Source organism: Streptomyces sp. NPDC001889, assembly GCF_053594535.1.
In genome coordinates, this window is record NZ_JBSFER010000020.1 from 182,240 (window position 1) to 201,826 (window position 19,587).

The following is a 19,587-nucleotide window of genomic DNA, read 5'->3' on the forward strand; positions in this document are numbered from 1 at the left end:
GCCCGGGACGCGGAGGCTCCACTGCCGGCCCCCGCCGCGGTGAACCGGCCTGCGGGAGCCGGCCGCCGGCCGCGTCCGGCTGCCTCTACGGGGAACCCGCGAGCGCGTTGCACTCCGCGACGATCTCCGGCCACCTGGTGAGAACCTCTTCACCGACGACCAGTTCATCCAGGATGCCGGAGTAGAGCAGGTCAACCGCGCGGCGGATATCCGACTTCCTGCTGCTCCACTGGTCCCTGCCGTCGACGATGGCGTAGTGGTTGACATGGATGCCGAACTTTTCCTCGAACATGCGGAGTTCGAGTCCCACGAGTTGCAGTTCGTAGATCGCGTCCGACATCTTCGACCCACCGCCCGTCTTCCCCCAGTACTCCTTGATCTCCCAGATGGCAACGGGGTTCAACAGGTCGGGTATCGCCCCGTCCAGACGCCGGGGCGACACCCATATGTGCTGGTCGGAAATCAGCGCCGCCCTGCTCTGAGGGTTCGTGTCCACCGGGACACCGCTTCTCTCGCTCTCCAGCCGGACCAGGGCGTCCACCGTATTGACGAGAACCTTGGAGGATGTGTGATAACCCTCCAGCCGCACCCCGTAACTCTGCAACACCTGGTCGGATATCCCGGCGTAGTCGGCCTTGGCCTCCTCCTCGGTGCGCATGAGGTTCAGAATCCGGTCGGAGACCTCCCGTCGCTTCCACCAGTAATCCGAGAGGCGTTCCAGAACATCGTCATGATTCCTCAGATAACCGACCAGACCATGAGCAGCCGGCGTGCCGGACGCCTGGAGCACCGAAATGATTTCATGGGGATCGATAGCCGATGCGTATCTGCCGCGCTGCGCGATCGACTGATCGGCCAACATGCGCACAACATTCCAGAAGGGGTCGTCCCAGCGGGCTTCGGCGAACCCGGTTTCACGCTTCACTTTCCCCCGCTCCCGCTCTCCGCCAGCAGCTCCGACGGGGCCACACCGAGAGCGCGCGCAAGCCGGTGGATATTGACGAGTCCGATATTCCGCTCGCCGCGCTCCACGCTTCCGACATATGTGCGGTGCAGGGGCACCAACTCGGCGAGCCCTTCTTGCGACAATCCCTTCGCTTCGCGGAGTTCCCTCACTCGCAAGCCGAACCTGATCAAGACCACGCGATCATCCACAAAACCTGTAGAATGCCCGTCGTGACGACGATGGGTCTACAGACGATGAGTAGCAATCAGCAGGGTGAAGGCAAGTCGTTCCTCAAGTGGGCCGGCGGCAAGACCAGGTATGCCGATCAGCTGGCCGCGATTGCCCCACCCTCGTATGGTCGATACATCGAGCCGTTCATGGGGAGTGCGGCGCTCTTCTTCGAACTGGGGCACCCGGACGCGTCACTCTCCGATGCAAATCCTGAACTGGTGATCTGCTTTCAACAGGTGGCCGAGGACCCCGAGAAAATCATGGCCCTGTTGGACGACATGCCCAACAATCGCGAGTTCTACAACGCGGAACGATCGAAAGCCGCTGAAAGCCTGTCGGACTGCGCCCGGGCGGCCCGGGTCATCTATCTCAACAAGACAGGATTCCGCGGCCTATGGCGAGTGAACCGGAAAGGGGGATTCAATGTCCCGTACGGCGAGTACGACCGCCCCTACTACAACCGGTCGACACTCCTTGCCGCTTCCGCCGCCCTCCGGAACGCCGACATCCGGCACCGCGACTTCGAAGCGGCCGTCAAGGATGCACAGCCCGGTGACTGGATATATCTGGACCCGCCCTATATCCCGCTGAGCCAGTTCTCGGACTTCAAGCGATACACAGCCGGCCAGTTCGGAGAGGACGACCAGCGCCGACTGGCCGCCGCCATGCGCGAAGCCAGTGCCCGCGGTGTGCACGTGGCCATGACCAACAGCGACACCCCGCTGGCCCGTGAGATCTTCTCGGACTTCCGAGTGGCGCGCATGGCCACACGGCGGGACATCAATCTCCAGTCGAAGAGCCGCGGCAGCTGGGATCTGGTCTTCACCAGCTACCCCTGCGACCTCCCCGGACAGACGATGCCACCCGCCGGCCCACCGCGAGCACAGAAGCGCGAGGACCCGGCGCTGTTCACGCTCCGGGGCGGAGAAACCGCCCCTGCGGCCTCGGAGGTACGGGCATGGGCCCGCCGGGCCGGTCTCGACGTCCCCGCGCGCGGCCGAATCCGCCCGGAGATCATGGCCGCCTGGCACGCCGCGAACCCTGTGACCACCGGCTCGGGGTGAAGCCGCCGCCGGGAACCCGGCCTGCCCTCAGCAGTGGCCGATGCGCGCAAGCTCCTCTTCAAGACCTTCAGCCCAGGCCGGTTGCGGTAGGCGTCAAAGGCTTCTCGGTGCTCCAGGACGGATCGCGGCCCAGAGCGTGAAGAGCGGTCACCGACTTGGCGTACAGATACCAGCGGCCCCATTTCTGGCCGACTCCACACCCCGCCTGCTCCGCCAGTTCGACGAGCAGCGCCGCACGCTCTGTGTCAGGCAGGACGCCAACCATGGGGTACTTGGCATGGTGGTGGCCGCCGATCTCAACGTGGAACGTGTGGACTGACCGCAGCACCCCCTGGGCAGGCCCCACACCATGGACAGATCGATGGTGAACTGGTCACTTCGATTGGGAGAGGTGGAGCTCAGCGCTACGCTCCCGCGGCGGTGGTCACACAGTCAGGGGGTCGCGGCTCGGGCGGCCGAGCTCGGATACGTTCTGGGGAAGGACGCCAATCTGCTGAAGGCTGCCGCCACGCTGCATGACATCGGGTATGCGCCCCGGCTGGCCGCGACGGGTTTCCATCCACTCGACGGCGCCCGGTTCCTCCGTGACCAGCACGGTGCTGACGAGCGGCTGGTCCGGTTGGTGGCGAACCACTCCTTCGCGCTGCTGGAGGCCGAGGAGCGCGGACTGCGGAAGACGCTGGAGGCGGAGTTCCCCTTGCTGGAGGAGCCCCTGGTGGTGGATGCGCTCGTGTACTGCGACATGACGACCACACCCGACGGGGAACAGACCACCGCCCAGGAGCGGGTAGCGGAAATCCTGGGCCGCTACGGGACGGACAGCCTCGTCGGGCGGTTCATCGGTCGGGCGGCACCGGAGATCTTCGCTGCTGTGGAGCGGGTGGAAGCAGCCCTGGCGAGTCAGCCCAGGTAGGGATACGTGCCCGCCAGGTAGTCACCGATCTGCTGGCGCATGCTCGGGTGGATGTCGTACGCGTCGAGATCGTCCGGCTGGATGAAGCGGACGCCGTCGGCCTCGTCGTTGATCGTGGGCTCGCCGCCGACCGGGCGGCCGATGTAGGTGTTCTCGTACTGCTGGCGGATCTCACCGTCGGTGTAGGCGACGATGTGGTGCGGGTTGGTGTAGACGCCGAGGAAGCCGGTGACCTCGGCGACGATGCCGGTCTCCTCCAGACATTCCCGTACCGCGCACTGTGCCGCTGTCTCGCCGATGTCCTGGGCTCCGCCGGGCAGGGCCCACTGACCGTTGTCGCGGCGGCGCTGGAGCAGGATGGCGCCCTGGTCGTCGACGACCAGGAGGTTGCTGGCGGGGATGAGGGTGTTCGCCTTCGGGGCGGTGGGCTCGTTGTAGTACTCAGTTCTGCCCACGTGTGGCGGTCCCCTCCTGGTCGGGTGTCCAGGGCCGCGCGGCGGCCCAGACAGCGTCGAAACTCTGAGCGTAGGTGTCGAACCACCCAGCGGCGTCAGCCCTTCTGAGGTGGAGAAGCGGGTTGGCGCTGGCCGGCCGGCCCCAGACGTGCGGGTTGATCAGCAGGTCGTCGTCGTAGCGGAACATGGAGGTGTAGAGCGTCGTGTCGTGCAGCCGCACCTCGCACCCTGTCTCGGAGAGAAGAGAGCGGTAGTAGGTGAGAGAGGCGCGGATCTTGGCGGACAGGGTGTCGTCGATGCCTTCCTCCCGGCCCCGGATGCCGACCGCCGTGCCGGCGGGGTCACCGAAACAGAGGCGTACCCGGACCCCGTCCCCGGACGTCCCCGTGCCCCGTCCCAGCAGAACGTGCCGTGCTTCCCGTTCCCCGTGGCCAAGAAGGGGAGCGGTCAGATTCCTGCATCCGGCGGCTGGCCGTGTTCGAGGTAGGCGGTCAGACCGCTTGTTCGGGCCTGGATGGCCGCTGCGATTCGACGTGCGAGTCGGGGGATGGTGAGCTCGGGCACTTGGTCGGGATTGTGGAAGTCGTAGCCGCGGAGCTCGTCCGCTTGCAGTGCGATCTGGCTCCTATGCTCAACGCTCAGACGACCGCCATCAAAGAGGTAGAGGACCTTGTCGCCCTCTCCCTGGTTCGGCGCCCAGTCAACGGCGAGAAGGCGGCCGATGTGCGGTGCGATGCCGAGCTCCTCCTGGACCTCGCGTACACAGGCTTGCCGAGGTGACTCTCCTTCTTCTACGTAGCCCCCTGGGATGTCGCGATAGTCCTTGTAGGAAGGCTCGACCAGGAGGACCCGATCGGATTCATCGAAGAAGAGAGCGCCGGCTGCCATACGGGGGCGGGCCATCTTCGCTTCGTGCTCGTTCTCGCTCACGGTTCGGACTTTAGCTGCCGGCGACGACGCCCAGTCTGCGGGCCAGATCTGCCACGGGATGGGAAGGCCGGCCCCTGGTGCCACGTATCCAGCCGATGACCAATTCCCGACTCAGGTAGTGGTGGCGCACCTGCTCGGGCGCGGCCTGTTCGGCGTCCAGCAAGACGGCCAGAGCTTCGTCGGTGCGGTTCCAGGAGCTCAGGGCCCTGGCGACTTCGAGACTGTGTCGTACGCGCCGCTCCACAGGCAGGGCGGTCGTGTCGATTCGTGAGCCCAGATCTGCGGCGATCTGGATGTCGCCCAGTTCGCCGGCGGTGGCCACGCAGTGGATAGCCACGTTGGTCGGGCCGAAGGCCGTCCACATGTGATTGGCGTCGGTGCCGAGTCGTTGCGCGGCCTCGTCGGCTTCGCGGAGGAAGGTCTGCGTGGTCGCCCGGTCCTCTGCCCGCGCGGCGGCCATCGCGCCGGCGAGGAACAGCGTGCCGTACACCGAAAGGTACTCGTTATTGGCGTCGCCCAACTCTGGCTGCATGACGGCTGCCGCGTCGTTCACCAGTTGGACCGCGGCTGTGAAGCGCCCGGTGGCCAGGAGGCAGTGCGTGACTGCTCGGAAGAGCGATCCCGTGACCTCGCTGCGGCCGCTGGACTGCGCTGCTGCCAGACCACGGTCCGCTGCGATCCATGCCAGCTCGGGCTCTCCCAGCTTGCCCAGCACCATGGCCGCGCCGTGGTAGGCGAGGGCCAGCAGCTCGTGGGCTTCCTCCGCCTCGTGCCCCGAGTAGGCGCGGGATGCTGCGAGGGCATCGGCTAGGACAAGGGGAAGACGGCGGGTTGCAAAGCCGTACCGAGACGCCTGGTAGGCATCGAGCACATCGCGCACGTTACCTCGAAGGTCCTGCAAGACGGGTGGCTCATCGTCGGCTGCGAGGCTCAGTAAAGGGGTGAGCTGCTTGTAGTCCATGAGTGTTTCGCGCAGCGCAGGGACGGTCCGGCGCCCGCTGTCGGCCGACCACTCCATCAGGGTCGGCTCGGCAAGCAGGTCTCCGAGGGAGATGTCGAGCGCGTCGGCGAGTGAGGTGATCACCGAAAGGCGATCAAGCTCGATCCTGTTGTTCTCCGCCTTGCTCAGCCAGTCCGTCGTCCGGCCGACAAGGCCGTTGGCTGACCGTCCTTTCCCACCTCGGCTTCCACGCACGGCACCTGAGCATCTACGGAACGCTCGCCCCGTGGCGCCGACGACAGGTCGAAGGCATCACACTGCGCTTCCGCCACCTGGACCTCACTCTCGGCGACATCGTCCTCCTGTGGAACACGGATCACCCGGACCGGCTGGCCGTTGACCTCGGCACTGGGCTGGAACGCCTGGCCTGGGCGCGTACCAGGGCGAGCTGGCAACCCCTGATCTTTGGGCGCTTCGCACAGATGGCGCCACCACCGACGCTGGATGCCCTCCGTACCGCCACGCTCCTGCTCGGCCACGGGATCGCCCCAGCAGCTCGGAGTGCAGGCGGAATCACACGGCGCGTCATAGGCGCCATCGATCCCGAAGCCACCCGCCTTGGCGTCAGCGCCATGGTTCGAGCTGCCTACGACTACTGGTCGCTCTTCGACGCCTTGCGTACTCCATGGCCGGAGATCGCTCGCGTCATCGAGGGAGAGGGGGAGGCGACGCGCTCGGCCCTGGCGGCATAGCAGTTGTGTGCAGCGCTCGTTCTCGCCCCAAGCCTCGCAGCGGCTGAAGCTGATAGGTCGAGCCGTAAACACGCAGGTCGAACAACGAGCAACGGATGAGGTGTGGGGTTCTTCCGACCGAAACTCATCACTCCAGGCGATCAACCCCTTACACGCTGTCGGCGGTGCGTGCTGTCATACGACCGGCGCAGGGATGCACTACTGAAGTTGTAGGCGTGGTGTCGTCAGTGTGAGGCAGGTCGCGGTGAGGCATCCGTCGATGATGTCGCTGCGGTATTGGATCTGGCGGAGGCCGTGCCGTAGCCGACGGATGAGGTGGCCGGGGTCGGTGAAGGCGGTGTTGGCCTGGCTGGTCCGGCGGAGTACCGACCAGATGCCTTCGACGGGGTTGAGGTCGGGTGCGCAAGGCGGCAGGTGGTAGGAGGTGATCCAGTCCTGTGCCTCAATGAAGGCCCGCATGCGGCGGTCTTCGTGGACGTTCAGGTTGTCCCCTATGAGGACGATGGGTCCGTCGAGCTGCTGGTGGGCGGCGATGAGGAGAGCGACGCTGGGAACGGCCCCGGACCCGGATGACCGGGGTCGATCCGCGCCTGCCCCACGTGCGGGAGGTCGGCGGCGTCATCGAGAACCCGGCCTCGTCCTCGAAGACGATCCAGGCCCCGAGCGCCGCCGCGATGGTTCCAAGCGAGGCCACACCTCCTTCACCCAGCCGGCCACCGCTGCCTCGTCACGCTCGACGGCACGACGGGCCGGACCCTGGTGGCTCCAGCCGTGTCTCCGCAGCATCTGCGAGATCCCCGACAGCGTCATGGACTTGTGGAACCGCCGGCGTGGACGTGAAGATCGTCTCCGACACCCTCGGCCACAGCGACACCCGGATCACGCGCGACATCTACCAGAGCGTCCTGCCCCAGGTCGGCAAGAACGCCGCCGAGGCCACCGCCTGACTCGTCCCGCTCCGGCGGAAGTCCGACGCCGAGAGGCCGGCAAGGCCAGGCGCAAGGGCAAGAAGAAGGACAAGCGGAAGAAGCGCGACCGCTAGACCGGCAGGCGGTCCGCTCACGCATCGCTCACGCAAGCCATCTCGCGGCGTCCCCACCGTCTGCGGAGCCCCGCCCCACAAACAAGGAAAGGCCAGGTCACGGGCTATGCGACCTGGCCTTTTATCGAGCCCCCTGTCGGATTCGAACCGACGACCTACGCATTACAAGTGCGTTGCTCTGGCCAGCTGAGCTAAGGAGGCAGCCGTAGCAGTGTAACCAAAACCCCGCCCCGCCCCGGCCGGGAATCTCGTTCCCTTCCTGTTACTGACAGAACAGAAAACGCCAGGTAGCGTCACCACCAGTCCACACAGGTGGACTACACCAATCCTTTACTCGGATCGTCCGGCACGTTCCTGCCGGTGGAGGGACATACGCTCATGGCTACCGTCACTTTCGACAAGGCGACCCGGATCTACCCGGGCACCGAGAAGCCCGCCGTCGACCAGCTGGAGATCGAGATCGAGGACGGCGAGTTCCTCGTCCTCGTCGGGCCCTCCGGCTGTGGCAAGTCCACCTCCCTGCGCATGCTCGCCGGGCTCGAGGACGTCAACGGCGGTGCCATCCGCATCGGTGAGCGCGATGTCACTCATCTGCCGCCCAAGGACCGGGACATCGCCATGGTGTTCCAGAACTACGCGCTCTACCCGCACATGAGCGTCGCCGACAACATGGGCTTCGCGCTCAAGATCGCCGGCGTCAACAAGAGCGAGATCCGCAAGAAGGTCGAAGAGGCCGCGAAGATCCTCGACCTCACCCCGTACCTGGACCGCAAGCCGAAGGCGCTCTCCGGTGGTCAGCGGCAGCGGGTGGCGATGGGGCGGGCCATCGTCCGGGAGCCGCAGGTCTTCCTCATGGACGAGCCGCTCTCCAACCTGGACGCCAAGCTGCGTGTCTCCACCCGTACGCAGATCGCCTCGCTCCAGCGCCGGCTCGGCATCACCACCGTCTACGTCACCCACGACCAGACCGAGGCGCTCACCATGGGCGACCGGGTCGCGGTCCTCAAGGACGGGCTGCTCCAGCAGGTCGACTCGCCGCGGAACATGTACGACCGCCCGGCGAACCTCTTCGTCGCCGGCTTCATCGGCTCCCCCGCGATGAACCTGGTCGAGGTCCCGATCACCGACGGCGGCGTGAAGTTCGGCAACAGCGTCGTCCCGGTCTCCCGGGAGGCCCTGAGCGCCGCCGCCGACCGCGGTGACACCACGGTCACCGTCGGCATCCGCCCCGAGCACTTCGACGTGGTCGAGCACGGCGGAGCCGCGTCGCTCTCCAAGGACTCCAAGGACGCCCCGGCCGGCCTCGCCGTCCTGGTCAACGTCGTGGAGGAGCTGGGCTCCGACGGCTTCGTGTACGGCTCGTCCGAGGTCAGCGGCGAGGAGAAGGAGCTCGTCGTGCGCGTCGGCGGCCGCTCCGTGCCGGAGAAGGGCGCCACGCTGCACGTCGTGCCCCGCCCGGACGAGCTGCATGTCTTCGCCACCTCCACGGGCGAGCGCCTCACCGACTGACGCACCAACCCCACACCGCCGTAGCGGCCCCGCGGACTCCGCGGGGCCGTTCCGCGTACCCCGGTGAAATAAACCACCACTACGGTCATTTCGACTTCCGCCGTCAACACGGGATTCGAAAGCACCCCTCGAACCGTCCCCCACGTGAGTGACTAAATGTCGCCAAATCATCACCGGCCGCTACGCTCGCTCGCGTGACCCACACAGCACGCCGAATCGGCCGCACTCTCGCCCTCGTTCTGCCCGTCGTCCTGGTGCTCTCCGGAACCCTCGCGGTCACCAGCGTCCCGTGGGCCGGGCAGACCGGCGAGTCGCAGATGCTCACCGCCTCCTCCCAGAACGTCTCCGTACGCGCGAAGTCACGAGCCCCGCAGGACATCCTGCGCGACCGTCTCCTGACCGAACTCCAGGAGAAGAACCCCGGGACCGCCCTCACCCGGCTCCAGCGCGAGGTGGAGGCACGTCCCTCGCTCGCCAAGCACTGCATGTCGATCGCCCGCGCCCTCGGCCGTGCCGCCGTCGACCGCCTCGGGCCCACCCGCGCCCAGGTGTACTCCAAGCCCGTCTGCGACACCTCCTTCGCCGCCGGGGTGGCCCAGCAGACCCAGGGGAGCTGACGCGCCCGCCGAGAGCCGCGGCACCTATCGTTCACGGCATGCATACGCCTACGTATCCGACGCAGGCCGTGGTCCTGGCGGGCGGCCAGGGCTCGCGGCTGCGCCCCTACACGGACGACCGCCCCAAGCCGATGGTCGAGATCCCGGGAACCGGGACCCCGATCATCGGCCATCAGCTGTCCTGGCTCGCATCGGAGGGCGTGACGGACGCCGTCGTCTCCTGCGGCCATCTCGCGGAGGTGCTCCAGGAGTGGCTGGAGAGCACCGCACTGCCGCTGCGCGTGACCACCGTCGTCGAGACGGAGCCGCTCGGACGGGGCGGCGGACTGAAGTACGCCGCGGCCCGGCTGCCGCGGCCGGAACTGCCCTGGTACGCCACCAACGGGGACATCTGGACCCGTTTCTCCCTGCGTGAGATGGCGGCCTTCCACGCCGAGCGGGACGCCGTAGCGACGCTCGCGCTGGCCCGGCCCAGGATTCCCTGGGGGGCCGTGGAGACCGATGCCTTCGGGCACATCACCGACTTCATCGAGTCGCCGCCGTCGCCCTATCTGATCAACGCGGGCGTGTATGTGTTCTCGGCCGCCTTCGCGGGGTTGCTGCCCGAGCGCGGGGACCACGAGCGGACGACGTTCCCGGGGTTGGCGAGGGAACGGAAACTGGCCGGGTTCCCGCTGCCGAACGGGGCGTACTGGCGGGCGATCGACACCGCGAAGGATCTGACCGAGGCGGCGAAGGAGCTGTCCGCCCGCGCCCTCTAGACCCCTGGCCGCCCGCGCCCTCTAGGCCCCTGGGTCTCCGGGTCTCCGGGTCCCACAGCGCCTTCGTTCGTCGGGCCGGCCCCGAACCCCCGCGCCTGCGACGCCGACGGGCTGGGTCGGGCTCCATCGCCATCGCGTCCGGGCTGCCGAGAGCGCCCTCCGGACACCAGCGGGGATGGGAGCGCCGTCGGACACCGGCGGGGCTGGGGCGTACGCCTCGAACGCCGACCGGGCCGGGGGCCGGGAGCCGGGTCACCGCCCCCGGCCGTTCGCGGGACCGCGTACGGGCGCCCCATCCACCGGTGGGGCGGCGGATCTCCCGCTCCGTGCCTCGAACCGCGGCCGGGGCGGATTCCGTGGCTCGGACCGCTCGACCGGCCCCAACCCGGCCGGCCGGCCACCCGGCCGGCCAACCCCAAGGCCGCCCCCAGTCCGAAGGGCGACCCCCGCCCAGAGGCCGAACCACCGAAGCCCGAACCACCCAGCCCGTCCGGCGTTTGAGGACGGACCCCGCACCCGCGGAAGCCCGAGGCGGGAAGACCCCGCACGACAAGGCCCCTGCCCACCCGGCGACACAGGACAGCCCCGCGCTCCGGGCAGCCGGCGGGCCGCCCGGAGCGCGGGGCCACCCCCGTGGCTCTCCCGGGTGGGTCTCAGCCGAGGAGGCCGCCGATGACCTTGCCGTCCGACGTGGTGCCCCCGCTGCTCGATCCCCCTCCGGTGGAGCCGGAGTTGTCGGGGCTGCTCCCCGGCGCGCTCCCGGTCCCGCCGCTGCCCGTGCCGCCGCCCGTGGTCGGGGCGGTGCCGGTAGCGGGCTGCTGCTGTTGCTGCTGGGCCGGCTCGGAGCGGGTCGGGGACTGCTGCCCCGCGCCGGTGGTGCCCTGGGACTCGCTGGGGCGTCCGGCGCCCGTGGAGGCCGTCTCCGGGGCCACGGCGCCCGAGGTGGACGGCGGTGCCGACCGCTCCCGCACCGGGGTGCCCGACTGGCTCGCCGAGGGCGACGGCTTGTGCTTCTTGTCCTTGGCGTCCCCGGGCCCCGGGGAGCTGCTCGTGCCCGACGGCCTGTCCTGGGGCAGCGGCGAGCCGGGAAGGTGGTTGGTCGGGTCCTGGTTGGGCCCCGGCACCGTCACCATGTCCGTGGAGCGCACCGCGCCTCCGAGCATCGAGCCGATCAGCAGGGTCAGACCGACGACCACCGCGGTGACGACCGCCCCGCGCCGCAGCACCCGCTGCCGCAGCTCCCACAGCTCCGAACGCGGGCCCAGGGTGCGCCACGCCTCCCCCGCGAGCCGTCCGTCGATGGAGTAGACGGGGGCGCCCGCGATGATCAGCGGCGACCAGGCGGCCAGATAGATGATGTCGGGGGCGTCATAGGCGGGCACGGTCTTCCAGCTCACGGTGAGGATCAGCGCCGCCGACAGCAGCGCCCCCACCACGGCCGCGACCCGCTGCCACAGCCCGAGGACGGTGAGCACACCCACCACGACCTGGAGGAAGGCGACAGTGAGCCCCGCCCCCACCGGGTGGGAGAGCGCGAAGTCCCGCAGCGGCTCGGCGAGCGCCCAGGGGTGGAGCGAGTTGAGCCACTTCACCATGGAGCCGCGCTCGCCGCCGTCGAAGTAGACGGGGTCGCAGAGCTTGCCCATGCCCGCGTAGATGGAGATGAAGCCGAGGAAGACCCGCAGCGGCAGCAGCACCACGCCCAGGTTCATCCGGCGGCCGGGGTAGTAGGCGTGGCGCACCACGTCGTTGCCGTGGCGCTGGGGGCGGTCGTCCCCGGCCTCGTCGTCCGGCTGGTCGTCGTAGGGCTCGTGGTCGTACGGCGCGTACGTGTCGTGGTGGTCGTGGTGGTCGTAGGCGCCCTCGGCCTGGCGCATCGGCGGCAGCAGTGGCCGTCCGGGGGGCGCGGCGAGCGGGGTGCGCGCCGTGTCGTCCGGGCCGGGCGCGGTGCCCCCGGCGACCTGGACCCGGGGGATGACCTGGGTCGAACCGGTGTCGTACCCCCCGGGGTCGTATCCGTCGTAGCCGTCGTGCCCGGCGGTGACGGTGTTGTTCCGCACGGCCTGGAGCAGACCGGTCGCGCCGGAGTCCCCCGGCGCGGATCTCCCGCTCCAGACGACCGGCGCCCGCCGCCGCACCACCGACGCGCCCGCGGGCATCCGAGCGGTCTGCGACAGCACTCGTGCGGGGCGCGGGCTCTGGGCGAGCTGCACCCGGAAGCTGGCGTGGTTCACGATGACCTGCGCGGGGTCGCAGTCAACCTTGATCATGCTCAGCGCAGGCTGATCATCGAACCCGGGCCGGGGCGTTCTGGTGTCCACACTCATCTAACCGAGTGACATGGAGTTTGGACACTGCCGCGACGGGCCCTATCTGTCCGAGACCCGTCAAGGCTGGTGAGAGGGTTGGAGGAGGTGTGCCCTCCCGGCGTCAACCTTCCGTACGCGCGCCCTTGAGCCCCCGCGCACGCCCCCGCTCCCCCGCGCGGAGGAGAACCCGGGGCCCCCGGGACCCCGCAGGGCGGCGCCGGGGGCCCGGAGAGCGTCAGGCGCGCCGCTTGGCCGCCTCGTACAGCACCACTCCGGCCGCGACACCGGCGTTCAGCGACTCCGCGCCGCCCGGCATCGGGATGCGGACCAGGTAGTCACAGGTCTCGCCGACGAGCCGGGAGAGCCCCTTGCCCTCGCTGCCGACGACGATGACGACCGGGCCGCCGAGCGCCTCCAGGTCGCCGACCTCGTGGTCGCCGTCCGCCGCGAGGCCGACGACGGTGACACCGGCCTTCTGGTAGCCCTCCAGCGCGCGGGTCAGATTGGTGGCGCGGGCCACCGGGGTGCGCGCGGCGGTGCCGGCGGAGGTCTTCCACGCGCCGGCGGTCATGCCGGCGGCACGGCGCTCGGGGACGACGACGCCGTGCCCGCCGAAGGCGGAGACGGAGCGGACGACGGCACCGAGGTTCCGCGGGTCGGTCACACCGTCGAGCGCGACGATCAGCGGGGCCTCGCCGTGGTCGGCGGCGGAGGCGGCGAGGTCCTCGGGGTGCGCGTACTCGTACGGCGGGACCTGGAGGACGAGCCCCTGGTGGTTGAGGCCGTTGGTCATCCGGTCCAGCTCGGGGCGGGGCGCCTCCATGATGTGGATGTTGCCCCGGCCGGTGGCGAGCTGGAGGGCCTCGCGGACCCGCTCGTCGTTGTCGATGTACTGCTGGACGAAGAGCGTGGTGGCGGGCACCCCGTCGCGCAGCGCCTCGAAGACCGGGTTGCGGCCGACGACCATCTCGGACGTGCCCTTGCCGCCTCGGCGGGCGACGGGCCGGCGGGTGGTCTGCCGGGCCTTGGCGTTGGCCACGCGGTTCTTGACGTGCCCCTTGCGGGCGGAGGCAGGCGGGGTCGGACCCTTGCCCTCAAGGCTGCGGCGCCGCTTGCCACCGCTGCCGACCTGCGCGCCCTTCTTGTTGGACGTGCGGCGGTTTCTGCGCTGGCTGTTCCCGGCCATGACTGTTACCTGTTCCTGAATCCTCGTATGTGTGTACGTATGACAGTGTGCCGCCCGGACGGCCGGGCGGCACATTCGTCCTGGCTCAGCGGGGGCCGAGCGTCCAGCGCGGGCCCTCGGGGCCGTCCTCGATGACCAGCCCGGACTGCTGGAGCTGGTCGCGGATGGCGTCGGCCGTGGCCCAGTCCTTGCGGGCGCGGGCCGCCTCGCGCTGCTGGAGCACCAGGCGCACCAGCGTGTCGACGGCGCCGTGCAGATCCTCGCCGCCGTCGGCGTCACCCGCCCAGTGCGGGTCGAAGGGGTCGAGCCCGAGGACCCCGAGCATGGCGCGCACCTCGGCGAGGCGGGCCACCGCGGACTCCTTGTCGTCGGCGGCGAGCGCCGAATTGCCCTGGCGGACGGTGGTGTGGATGACGGCGAGGGCCTGCGGGACACCGAGGTCGTCGTCCATGGCCTCGGCGAACGCGAGCGGCACCTCGGCGGCGGCCTCGACCGGCCCGCCCGCCTTCTCGCAGACGCGCTGCATGAAGCCGGCGATCCGGGCGAACGCGGACTCGGCCTCGCGCAGCGCCTCCTCGCTGTACTCGATCATCGAGCGGTAGTGCGGGGTGCCGAGGTAGTAGCGGAGGACGATCGGCTTCCAGTGCTTGACCATCTCGGAGACGAGCACCGAGTTGCCGAGCGACTTGGACATCTTCTCGCCGCTCATGGTGACCCAGGCGTTGTGCACCCAGTACCGCGCGAACTCGTCGCCGAAGGCCTTGGCCTGCGCGATCTCGTTCTCGTGGTGGGGGAAGATCAGATCGAGCCCGCCGCCGTGGATGTCGAAGGCCTCGCCGAGGTACTTGTGCGCCATGGCGGAGCACTCCAGGTGCCAGCCGGGGCGGCCGCGGCCCCAGGGGGTCTCCCAGCTCGGCTCGCCGGGCTTGACCGCCTTCCACATGGCGAAGTCGCGCGGGTCGCGCTTGCCCGTCTCGCCCTCGCCCGAGGGCTGGCGCAGATCGTCCAGGTCCTGGTTGGAGAGCTGGAGATAGCCGGGGAACGAGCGGACGTCGAAGTAGACATTGCCGTCGGCCTCGTAGGCGTGGCCGCGCTCGATGAGGCCGCGCATCATCTCGACCATCTCGGTGATGTGGCCGGTGGCGCGCGGTTCACAGCTGGGCGGGAGGCAGCCGAGGGCGTCGTACCCCGCGTTGAAGGCGCGCTCGTTGGTGTAGCCGATGGACCACCAGGGGCGGTTCTGCTCCGCCGACTTCCAGATGATCTTGTCGTCGATGTCGGTGACATTGCGGATGAACGTCACGTCGTAGCCGCGGTACTCGAACCAGCGGCGCATGATGTCGAAGTTCAGCCCCGACCTGATGTGCCCGATGTGCGGGGCGGCCTGCACGGTCGCACCACAGAGGTAGATCGAGACACAGCCCGGAACGATCGGGGTGAAGTCACGGATCTGCCGGGCGCTGGTGTCGTACAGGCGAATGGTCACGCAACAAGGGTAGTGGCCCCATAGCGGTGCCCCGCGACCCTTGCGGATCGCGGGGCGAACTTTGTGCACCCGTACAAAGAGGCTGTGTGATCGGTTGACATCGGCGGACCGGCCGGACAGGCCCCGGACACGGGTGCGGAAGGCGGACCCCGAGAAGCCCCGGACGCGGACTCAGATACGGCCGACGACCTTGCGCGGGGTGATCCGGACGACCACACGGGGGTCGTCCTGGCCGGCCGCCGGATTGAATTCCGCGTACCGCTTGCCGGTGTATTTGAGCGACAGCTCGTCGATGAGTTCCTGGCCGCCCTCGGTGGTGAGCGTGGCCTCGCCGCGGATCTCGGCGTAGGTGTAGGGCGCCTCGAAGGGCTGGACCACCACGCTCACCCGGGGGTCGCGGCGGAGGTTCCGCTCCTTGCGGCGGCCGACCGTGGTGGAGATGAGGACGTCGTCGCCGTCCCGCTTCACCCAGACCGGTGACACCTGGGGGCTGCCGTCGGGCTGGATGGTCGCGATGTTCACGAAGACGGGGGCGTCGAGCAGCGCCTTGAGCTCGTCCGAGAGTGCGGCGGTCATGGGGGCGGCCTTTCTGCTGGGTGAGCGCGGACTGATTCGTTGACCGATCCGGTGGTCCGCCAACCCGCGGGGGCGGCGGACCACACCTGCGGGGGTCGTTCCCCCCGTCCGTCCGGCTCAGCCGGAGGCCGCCGGGGCGCGCCGGTGCACCAGGGCGGTGGCGATGGCGGCGAGCCCCTCGGCCCGGCCGGTGAGGCCGAGCCCGTCCGTGGTCGTCCCGGATATCGACACCGGGGCGCCGACGGCCGCGCCCAGGATCTTCTGGGCCTCCTCGCGCCGCTTGCCGATCTTCGGCCGGACGCCGATGACCTGGATGGCGACATTGCCGATCTCGAAGCCCTCGGCGCGGACGATCCGGGCGGCCTCGGTCAGCAGGGTGACGCCGGAGGCTCCGGACCACTCCGGGCGGCCGGTGCCGAAGTGGGCGCCCAGATCGCCGACGCCGGCGGCGGAGAAGAGCGCGTCACAGGCGGCGTGGGCGGCGACGTCGCCGTCGGAGTGCCCGGCGAGCCCGTCCTCGCCCTCCCAGAGCAGCCCCGCGCACCACAGTTCGCGGCCCGTCTCGAAGGCGTGGACGTCGGTGCCGATGCCGACCAGGGGCAGCACGACGGGAGGCGGGAAGCGGTCAGAATCCGTCATTGGCCCTCCTGCGGGCGAGTACAGCCTCGGCGAGGACGAGGTCGAGCGGGCGGGTCACCTTGAACGCCTCCTCGTGGCCGGGCACGACCACGACGGGCTCACCGAGCCGCTCGACGAGGCCGGCGCAGTCGGTGGCGCCCTCGCCCTCCGCCGCGGTGGCCCGGTGGGCCCGGAGCAGGGTGGCGCGGTCGAAGCCCTGGGGGGTCTGCACAGCCCGCAGCCGGGCGCGCTCGGGGGTGGCGACGACCGGCTGGGGGCCGCCCTCGCGCAGGGCGGGGCCGACCTCCTTGACGGTGTCCGCGAGCGGCAGCGCGGGGACGACCGCCGGTGCTCCCTCGCGTACGGCCTCGATGACGGCGTCGACGGTGTCGACCGGCACGAGGGGGCGGGCGGCGTCGTGGACCAGGACGGTGCCGATGTCCTCGGGGAGGGCGTCGAGACCGAGCCGTACCGACTCCTGGCGGTTCTCACCGCCGGGGACGACGACGACCTCGGTGCGGTCGGGGAGTACGAGATCGGTGAGGAGGGTCTTCACCGAGGTGGTGTCGTCCGGTGGGGCGACGACCACGACGAGGGAGACCGCGTTGGACGCCGCCATGGCGCGTACGGCGTGGACGAGTATGGGAGTGCCGTTCAGCGTGCGGAGCGCCTTGGGGGCTCCGGGACCGAGCCGGACACCCCGGCCGGCGGCCGGGATCACGGCCGCGGTGCGGGGCGTCGGCGATTCGTCTGTCATCGGTTGTACTCCGGCAGGTTTGTTTCCTCGGCCGACATGGGTATGGCCACAGCGTGCCGGGCGCGACGCCTTGACGGACCCTTCCGTGACTCTGGTCTGCGCCAGTCGCCCGGGCCCGGCACACCACAGGCGTTTCGGTGCCGCGGTGATGGGGACACCTGTGGGAACACCCGTGAAGTGGACACGAACATGCCGCAGCGCCCGGCGACAGACCCGTGATCAAAGATGATCATGGCATGTCAGCGGGCACCGCGGCATTGGTGCGTCATGCGTCAGGACGCGAGGACCTCGTCGAGCAGAGCCTCGGCCTTGTCTTCGTTGGTGTTCTCCGCGAGGGCGAGCTCGCTCACCAGGATCTGGCGAGCCTTGGCGAGCATCCGCTTCTCACCTGCGGAAAGACCACGCTCACGCTCACGGCGCCACAGGTCGCGCACGACTTCGGCGACCTTGATGACATCGCCGGACGCGAGCTTCTCAAGATTTGCCTTGTAGCGGCGGGACCAGTTCGTCGGCTCCTCGGCGTACGGCGCGCGCAGCACCTCGAAGACCCGGTCGAGCCCGTCCTGGCCGACCACATCGCGCACACCGACGAACTCCGCATTGTCCGCCGGCACACGAACCGTCAGGTCGCCCTGGGCGACCTTGAGCACCAAGTAGGTCTTGTCCACGCCTTTGATCTGGCGAGTTTCGATGGCCTCGATCAGCGCGGCCCCGTGATGGGGATAGACCACGGTGTCGCCAACCTTGAACGTCATGTGACAGGTACCCCTTCCGTGGCTATCCAGGGTAACACGGATACAGCTTCTTCTGAATGGCGTTTTCGCAGGTCAGGGCATATCTCGGGGCTTGACAACAGCAACAGGAACGTGCTGCGGAGGACTTCTGGAAGGGGGTATTCGCAGGTGGGAGCGGCTGCACAGGGGGCGGGAAACAGACGGCTCAGACCACCCCTGAACCCCTCAGACATGGGTGAACGTCCCGTTTTGCCGGGTTCTCGACGGTGAACTTCGCCTACTCCGTTCGGCCGTCGGTCACCCGTACGGACCCCCGCCGCCGGGAATCCGGAATTGATCAACGAACGCGTGACCGGCTATTCGGGGGAATGCGCGCCGGGGGCGGAATTGATCACGGTGATATGCGATCGGCACGGGAAACGCCGGTACCGGAACTCCCGCGCGGGCGGCGCGTAACTCGGGGCGCGCAACTCGGGGCCGGAAGACCCACGGGAGCCTGCGGGAGCCTGCGGGAGCCCGCGGGAGGAAGACCCGCGGGAGCGTGCTGGAGCCCGTTGGGAGGAAGACTCCCGGGGCGGCCGGCGGGAGGGCCCGCGAGAAGGCGGCGGGGGCCGGACGGGACGGGGTGCGCGGGCCGGGCCGGGGAGGGCCGGCCGGGAGCGCTTCCGCCCGGCCGCGGGAAGCGGTCCGGGGAAACGGTGGCGGGGAGGGCCGGGGAAACGGTGACGGGGAGGGCCGGGGTCGTCCGCGCGAGGGCCCCCCGGGGCACCCGTGGCACCAAGGGGCGGGTCGAGTGCAACCCCGGAGCGGCGGCTCTGTAATCTGGCGGCGAACTGAAGTGATCTCGGACGGTATCGCGAACTGACGCGGACCCGGCCGCCATTGCACCGGTTCGCCCGATCAGTCAACCGCCAGTCCGTACGCCCAAGGAGATGCCGCCGCCGTGAGCCTCCCCCATACGCCGTCCGGGGGCGCCCCCAGCCTTCGACGCGGCGCCCTCGCCGTGACCGCCGTCGCGCTGTCGTTCACCGCCCTCACCGCCTGTGGCGCGGGCAACAACGCGCAGTCCCTCGGCATCAAGCCGGACACCGCGGAGGCGACGGTCGACACGATCAGCGTCCAGAACGCGAATGTGATCACCCAGCCGGCGAAGGGCGACACGGGTCCCGCGGTCGTCTCGGCGACCGTGTTCAACACGGGCACCAAGGACCAGACCATCGAGTCGATCACCCTCGCGGGTGGCGCCGGAGCGGTGAAGCTCACCCCGGCGAAGGGCTCCGGCGCGGTCACCGTGCCCGCGCAGGGCTCGATCGTGATCGGCGGCAAGGACAACGCCTCCGCCGTGATCGACAATGGCACCCCGCTGACGGGGAACATCGGCGGCGTGCAGGAGACGGTCTTCCGCTTCAGCGAGACCGGCGACGTGACGCTCAAGGCGTTCGTGATGGCGTCCACGGGCGACGGCTTCCAGGACTTCGGCCCCAGCTCCCTGCCGTCCCCGCCGGCGGAGCGGGCCACCCCGTCGGGCGAGCCCTCCGGCACGCCCGCGGGCTCCCCGTCGGCGCCCGGGAGCGGCGCCCCGGGCGCCGAGGGCGAGGAGTCCGGCGAGCCGTCGGCTCCGGCCGAGTCCGCCGACTCGGAGAGCTGAGCGGGGCCGTCCGCACGGCGGGCGGCGACAGCGGCGCGCCCAGGCGGCGAGCGCGTCCAGCGCGGCGAGCCAGCCGTCGGCCAGGTCGCCGACGGTGGCCTGGTTCAGGGCCT

18 protein-coding genes, 1 tRNA gene and 2 pseudogenes are annotated in these 19,587 nt (G+C 69.6%); 6 read left to right on the forward strand and 15 right to left on the reverse strand.

From position 1 onward, the window contains the following. Nucleotides 1–85: 85 nt before the first annotated feature. Together ACWCRA_RS23995 and ACWCRA_RS24000 are read right to left on the reverse strand one after the other, a co-directional pair. Complete coding sequence (locus tag ACWCRA_RS23995; RefSeq protein WP_451068551.1) at nt 86–925, reverse strand: DUF7687 domain-containing protein; 840 nt, start codon at nt 923–925, stop codon at nt 86–88. Continuing rightward, entirely contained in the window at nt 922–1,155 is a 234-nt protein-coding gene (locus ACWCRA_RS24000; RefSeq protein WP_351557970.1) for a helix-turn-helix domain-containing protein, read from the reverse strand. The genes ACWCRA_RS23995 and ACWCRA_RS24000 overlap by 4 nt, the downstream gene beginning before the upstream one ends. Nucleotides 1,156–1,185: 30 nt before the next feature. On the opposite strand from ACWCRA_RS24000, the gene ACWCRA_RS24005 reads away from it, so the two are divergent. Continuing rightward, complete coding sequence (locus ACWCRA_RS24005) at nt 1,186–2,241, forward strand: Dam family site-specific DNA-(adenine-N6)-methyltransferase (protein ID WP_351557994.1); 1,056 nt, start codon at nt 1,186–1,188, stop codon at nt 2,239–2,241. A gap of 361 nt (nt 2,242–2,602) precedes the next feature. Beyond that, on the forward strand, nt 2,603–3,154 hold the full coding sequence (locus ACWCRA_RS24010) for an HD domain-containing protein (protein ID WP_451068552.1): 552 nt from the start codon (nt 2,603–2,605) through the stop codon (nt 3,152–3,154). Here the strand turns inward: ACWCRA_RS24010 and ACWCRA_RS24015 are convergent. The 6 genes and pseudogenes from ACWCRA_RS24015 to ACWCRA_RS24040 form a co-directional block, all read right to left on the reverse strand. Continuing rightward, complete coding sequence (locus ACWCRA_RS24015) at nt 3,142–3,609, reverse strand: NUDIX hydrolase (protein WP_451068553.1); 468 nt, start codon at nt 3,607–3,609, stop codon at nt 3,142–3,144. The two genes, ACWCRA_RS24010 and ACWCRA_RS24015, sit on opposite strands and share 13 nt — an antisense overlap. Beyond that, nucleotides 3,596–3,988 (reverse strand): annotated as a pseudogene (locus ACWCRA_RS24020) (XRE family transcriptional regulator); the annotation flags it as partial. The pseudogene ACWCRA_RS24020 and the gene ACWCRA_RS24015, both read right to left, overlap by 14 nt. A gap of 68 nt (nt 3,989–4,056) precedes the next feature. Further along, on the reverse strand, nt 4,057–4,539 hold the full coding sequence (locus ACWCRA_RS24025; RefSeq protein ID WP_451068554.1) for an NUDIX domain-containing protein: 483 nt from the start codon (nt 4,537–4,539) through the stop codon (nt 4,057–4,059). Between the two features lie 10 nt (nt 4,540–4,549). Next, entirely contained in the window at nt 4,550–5,734 is a 1,185-nt protein-coding gene (locus ACWCRA_RS24030) for a helix-turn-helix domain-containing protein (RefSeq protein ID WP_451068555.1), read from the reverse strand. A 695-nt stretch (nt 5,735–6,429) separates the two neighbouring features. Then, nucleotides 6,430–7,059, reverse strand: a pseudogene (locus ACWCRA_RS24035) (transposase); the annotation flags it as partial. A gap of 341 nt (nt 7,060–7,400) precedes the next feature. Continuing rightward, nucleotides 7,401–7,474: transfer RNA gene (locus ACWCRA_RS24040), tRNA-Thr, on the reverse strand. A 177-nt stretch (nt 7,475–7,651) separates the two neighbouring features. Here ACWCRA_RS24040 and ACWCRA_RS24045 point away from each other — a divergent pair. The 3 genes from ACWCRA_RS24045 to ACWCRA_RS24055 all read left to right on the forward strand — a co-directional run bounded on the left by ACWCRA_RS24045 (nt 7,652) and on the right by ACWCRA_RS24055 (nt 10,160). After that, nucleotides 7,652–8,782, forward strand: coding sequence for an ABC transporter ATP-binding protein (locus ACWCRA_RS24045; RefSeq protein WP_351557972.1), 1,131 nt, complete (start codon nt 7,652–7,654; stop codon nt 8,780–8,782). 194 nt (nt 8,783–8,976) lie between these two features. Continuing rightward, entirely contained in the window at nt 8,977–9,399 is a 423-nt protein-coding gene (locus ACWCRA_RS24050; RefSeq protein ID WP_351557974.1) for a hypothetical protein, read from the forward strand. Nucleotides 9,400–9,437: 38 nt separating this feature from the next. After that, nucleotides 9,438–10,160, forward strand: coding sequence for a nucleotidyltransferase family protein (locus tag ACWCRA_RS24055; RefSeq protein ID WP_351557976.1), 723 nt, complete (start codon nt 9,438–9,440; stop codon nt 10,158–10,160). 653 nt (nt 10,161–10,813) lie between these two features. On the opposite strand, the gene ACWCRA_RS24060 is transcribed toward ACWCRA_RS24055, so the two are convergent. The 7 genes from ACWCRA_RS24060 to ACWCRA_RS24090 all read right to left on the reverse strand — a co-directional run bounded on the left by ACWCRA_RS24060 (nt 10,814) and on the right by ACWCRA_RS24090 (nt 17,847). After that, the gene (locus ACWCRA_RS24060; RefSeq protein WP_451068556.1) at nt 10,814–12,487 is read right to left on the reverse strand and encodes a DoxX family membrane protein; all 1,674 of its coding nucleotides are present in this window, start codon (nt 12,485–12,487) and stop codon (nt 10,814–10,816) included. 217 nt (nt 12,488–12,704) lie between these two features. Then, entirely contained in the window at nt 12,705–13,655 is a 951-nt protein-coding gene (gene rlmB / locus ACWCRA_RS24065) for a 23S rRNA (guanosine(2251)-2'-O)-methyltransferase RlmB (protein WP_351557980.1), read from the reverse strand. Between the two features lie 85 nt (nt 13,656–13,740). After that, nucleotides 13,741–15,141: a cysteine--tRNA ligase gene (gene cysS / locus ACWCRA_RS24070; protein ID WP_351557982.1), complete on the reverse strand. Its 1,401-nt coding sequence runs from the start codon at nt 15,139–15,141 to the stop codon at nt 13,741–13,743. 171 nt (nt 15,142–15,312) lie between these two features. Continuing rightward, nucleotides 15,313–15,717 (reverse strand): PPOX class F420-dependent oxidoreductase, encoded by a 405-nt coding sequence (locus tag ACWCRA_RS24075; protein ID WP_351557984.1) that lies wholly within the window; start codon nt 15,715–15,717, stop codon nt 15,313–15,315. A 117-nt stretch (nt 15,718–15,834) separates the two neighbouring features. Further along, nucleotides 15,835–16,356, reverse strand: coding sequence for a 2-C-methyl-D-erythritol 2,4-cyclodiphosphate synthase (ispF, locus tag ACWCRA_RS24080; protein WP_351557986.1), 522 nt, complete (start codon nt 16,354–16,356; stop codon nt 15,835–15,837). Then, entirely contained in the window at nt 16,343–17,092 is a 750-nt protein-coding gene (gene ispD, locus ACWCRA_RS24085) for a 2-C-methyl-D-erythritol 4-phosphate cytidylyltransferase (protein ID WP_451068557.1), read from the reverse strand. The genes ispF and ispD overlap by 14 nt, the downstream gene beginning before the upstream one ends. Before the next feature lie 272 nt (nt 17,093–17,364). Beyond that, nucleotides 17,365–17,847 (reverse strand): CarD family transcriptional regulator, encoded by a 483-nt coding sequence (locus ACWCRA_RS24090; RefSeq protein WP_003953493.1) that lies wholly within the window; start codon nt 17,845–17,847, stop codon nt 17,365–17,367. Between the two features lie 922 nt (nt 17,848–18,769). Between ACWCRA_RS24090 and ACWCRA_RS24095 the strand changes: the two genes are divergently transcribed. After that, the gene (locus ACWCRA_RS24095; RefSeq protein WP_351557990.1) at nt 18,770–19,474 is read left to right on the forward strand and encodes a DUF461 domain-containing protein; all 705 of its coding nucleotides are present in this window, start codon (nt 18,770–18,772) and stop codon (nt 19,472–19,474) included. Nucleotides 19,475–19,587 lie beyond the last annotated feature (113 nt).

What these genes read in the sequence shown, in the direction of transcription:
- ACWCRA_RS24010 (WP_451068552.1), top strand. Translation starts at nt 2,603, where the DNA reads ATGGTGAACTGGTCACTTCGATTGGGAGAGGTGGAGCTCAGCGCTACG.
- ACWCRA_RS24055 (WP_351557976.1), top strand. Translation starts at nt 9,438, where the DNA reads ATGCATACGCCTACGTATCCGACGCAGGCCGTGGTCCTGGCGGGCGGC.
- ACWCRA_RS24045 (WP_351557972.1), top strand. Translation starts at nt 7,652, where the DNA reads ATGGCTACCGTCACTTTCGACAAGGCGACCCGGATCTACCCGGGCACC.
- ACWCRA_RS24060 (WP_451068556.1), bottom strand. Translation starts at nt 12,487, where the DNA reads ATGAGTGTGGACACCAGAACGCCCCGGCCCGGGTTCGATGATCAGCCT.
- ispD (WP_451068557.1), bottom strand. Translation starts at nt 17,092, where the DNA reads ATGACAGACGAATCGCCGACGCCCCGCACCGCGGCCGTGATCCCGGCC.
- ACWCRA_RS24005 (WP_351557994.1), top strand. Translation starts at nt 1,186, where the DNA reads ATGGGTCTACAGACGATGAGTAGCAATCAGCAGGGTGAAGGCAAGTCG.
- rlmB (WP_351557980.1), bottom strand. Translation starts at nt 13,655, where the DNA reads ATGGCCGGGAACAGCCAGCGCAGAAACCGCCGCACGTCCAACAAGAAG.
- ACWCRA_RS24075 (WP_351557984.1), bottom strand. Translation starts at nt 15,717, where the DNA reads ATGACCGCCGCACTCTCGGACGAGCTCAAGGCGCTGCTCGACGCCCCC.
- ispF (WP_351557986.1), bottom strand. Translation starts at nt 16,356, where the DNA reads ATGACGGATTCTGACCGCTTCCCGCCTCCCGTCGTGCTGCCCCTGGTC.
- ACWCRA_RS24090 (WP_003953493.1), bottom strand. Translation starts at nt 17,847, where the DNA reads ATGACGTTCAAGGTTGGCGACACCGTGGTCTATCCCCATCACGGGGCC.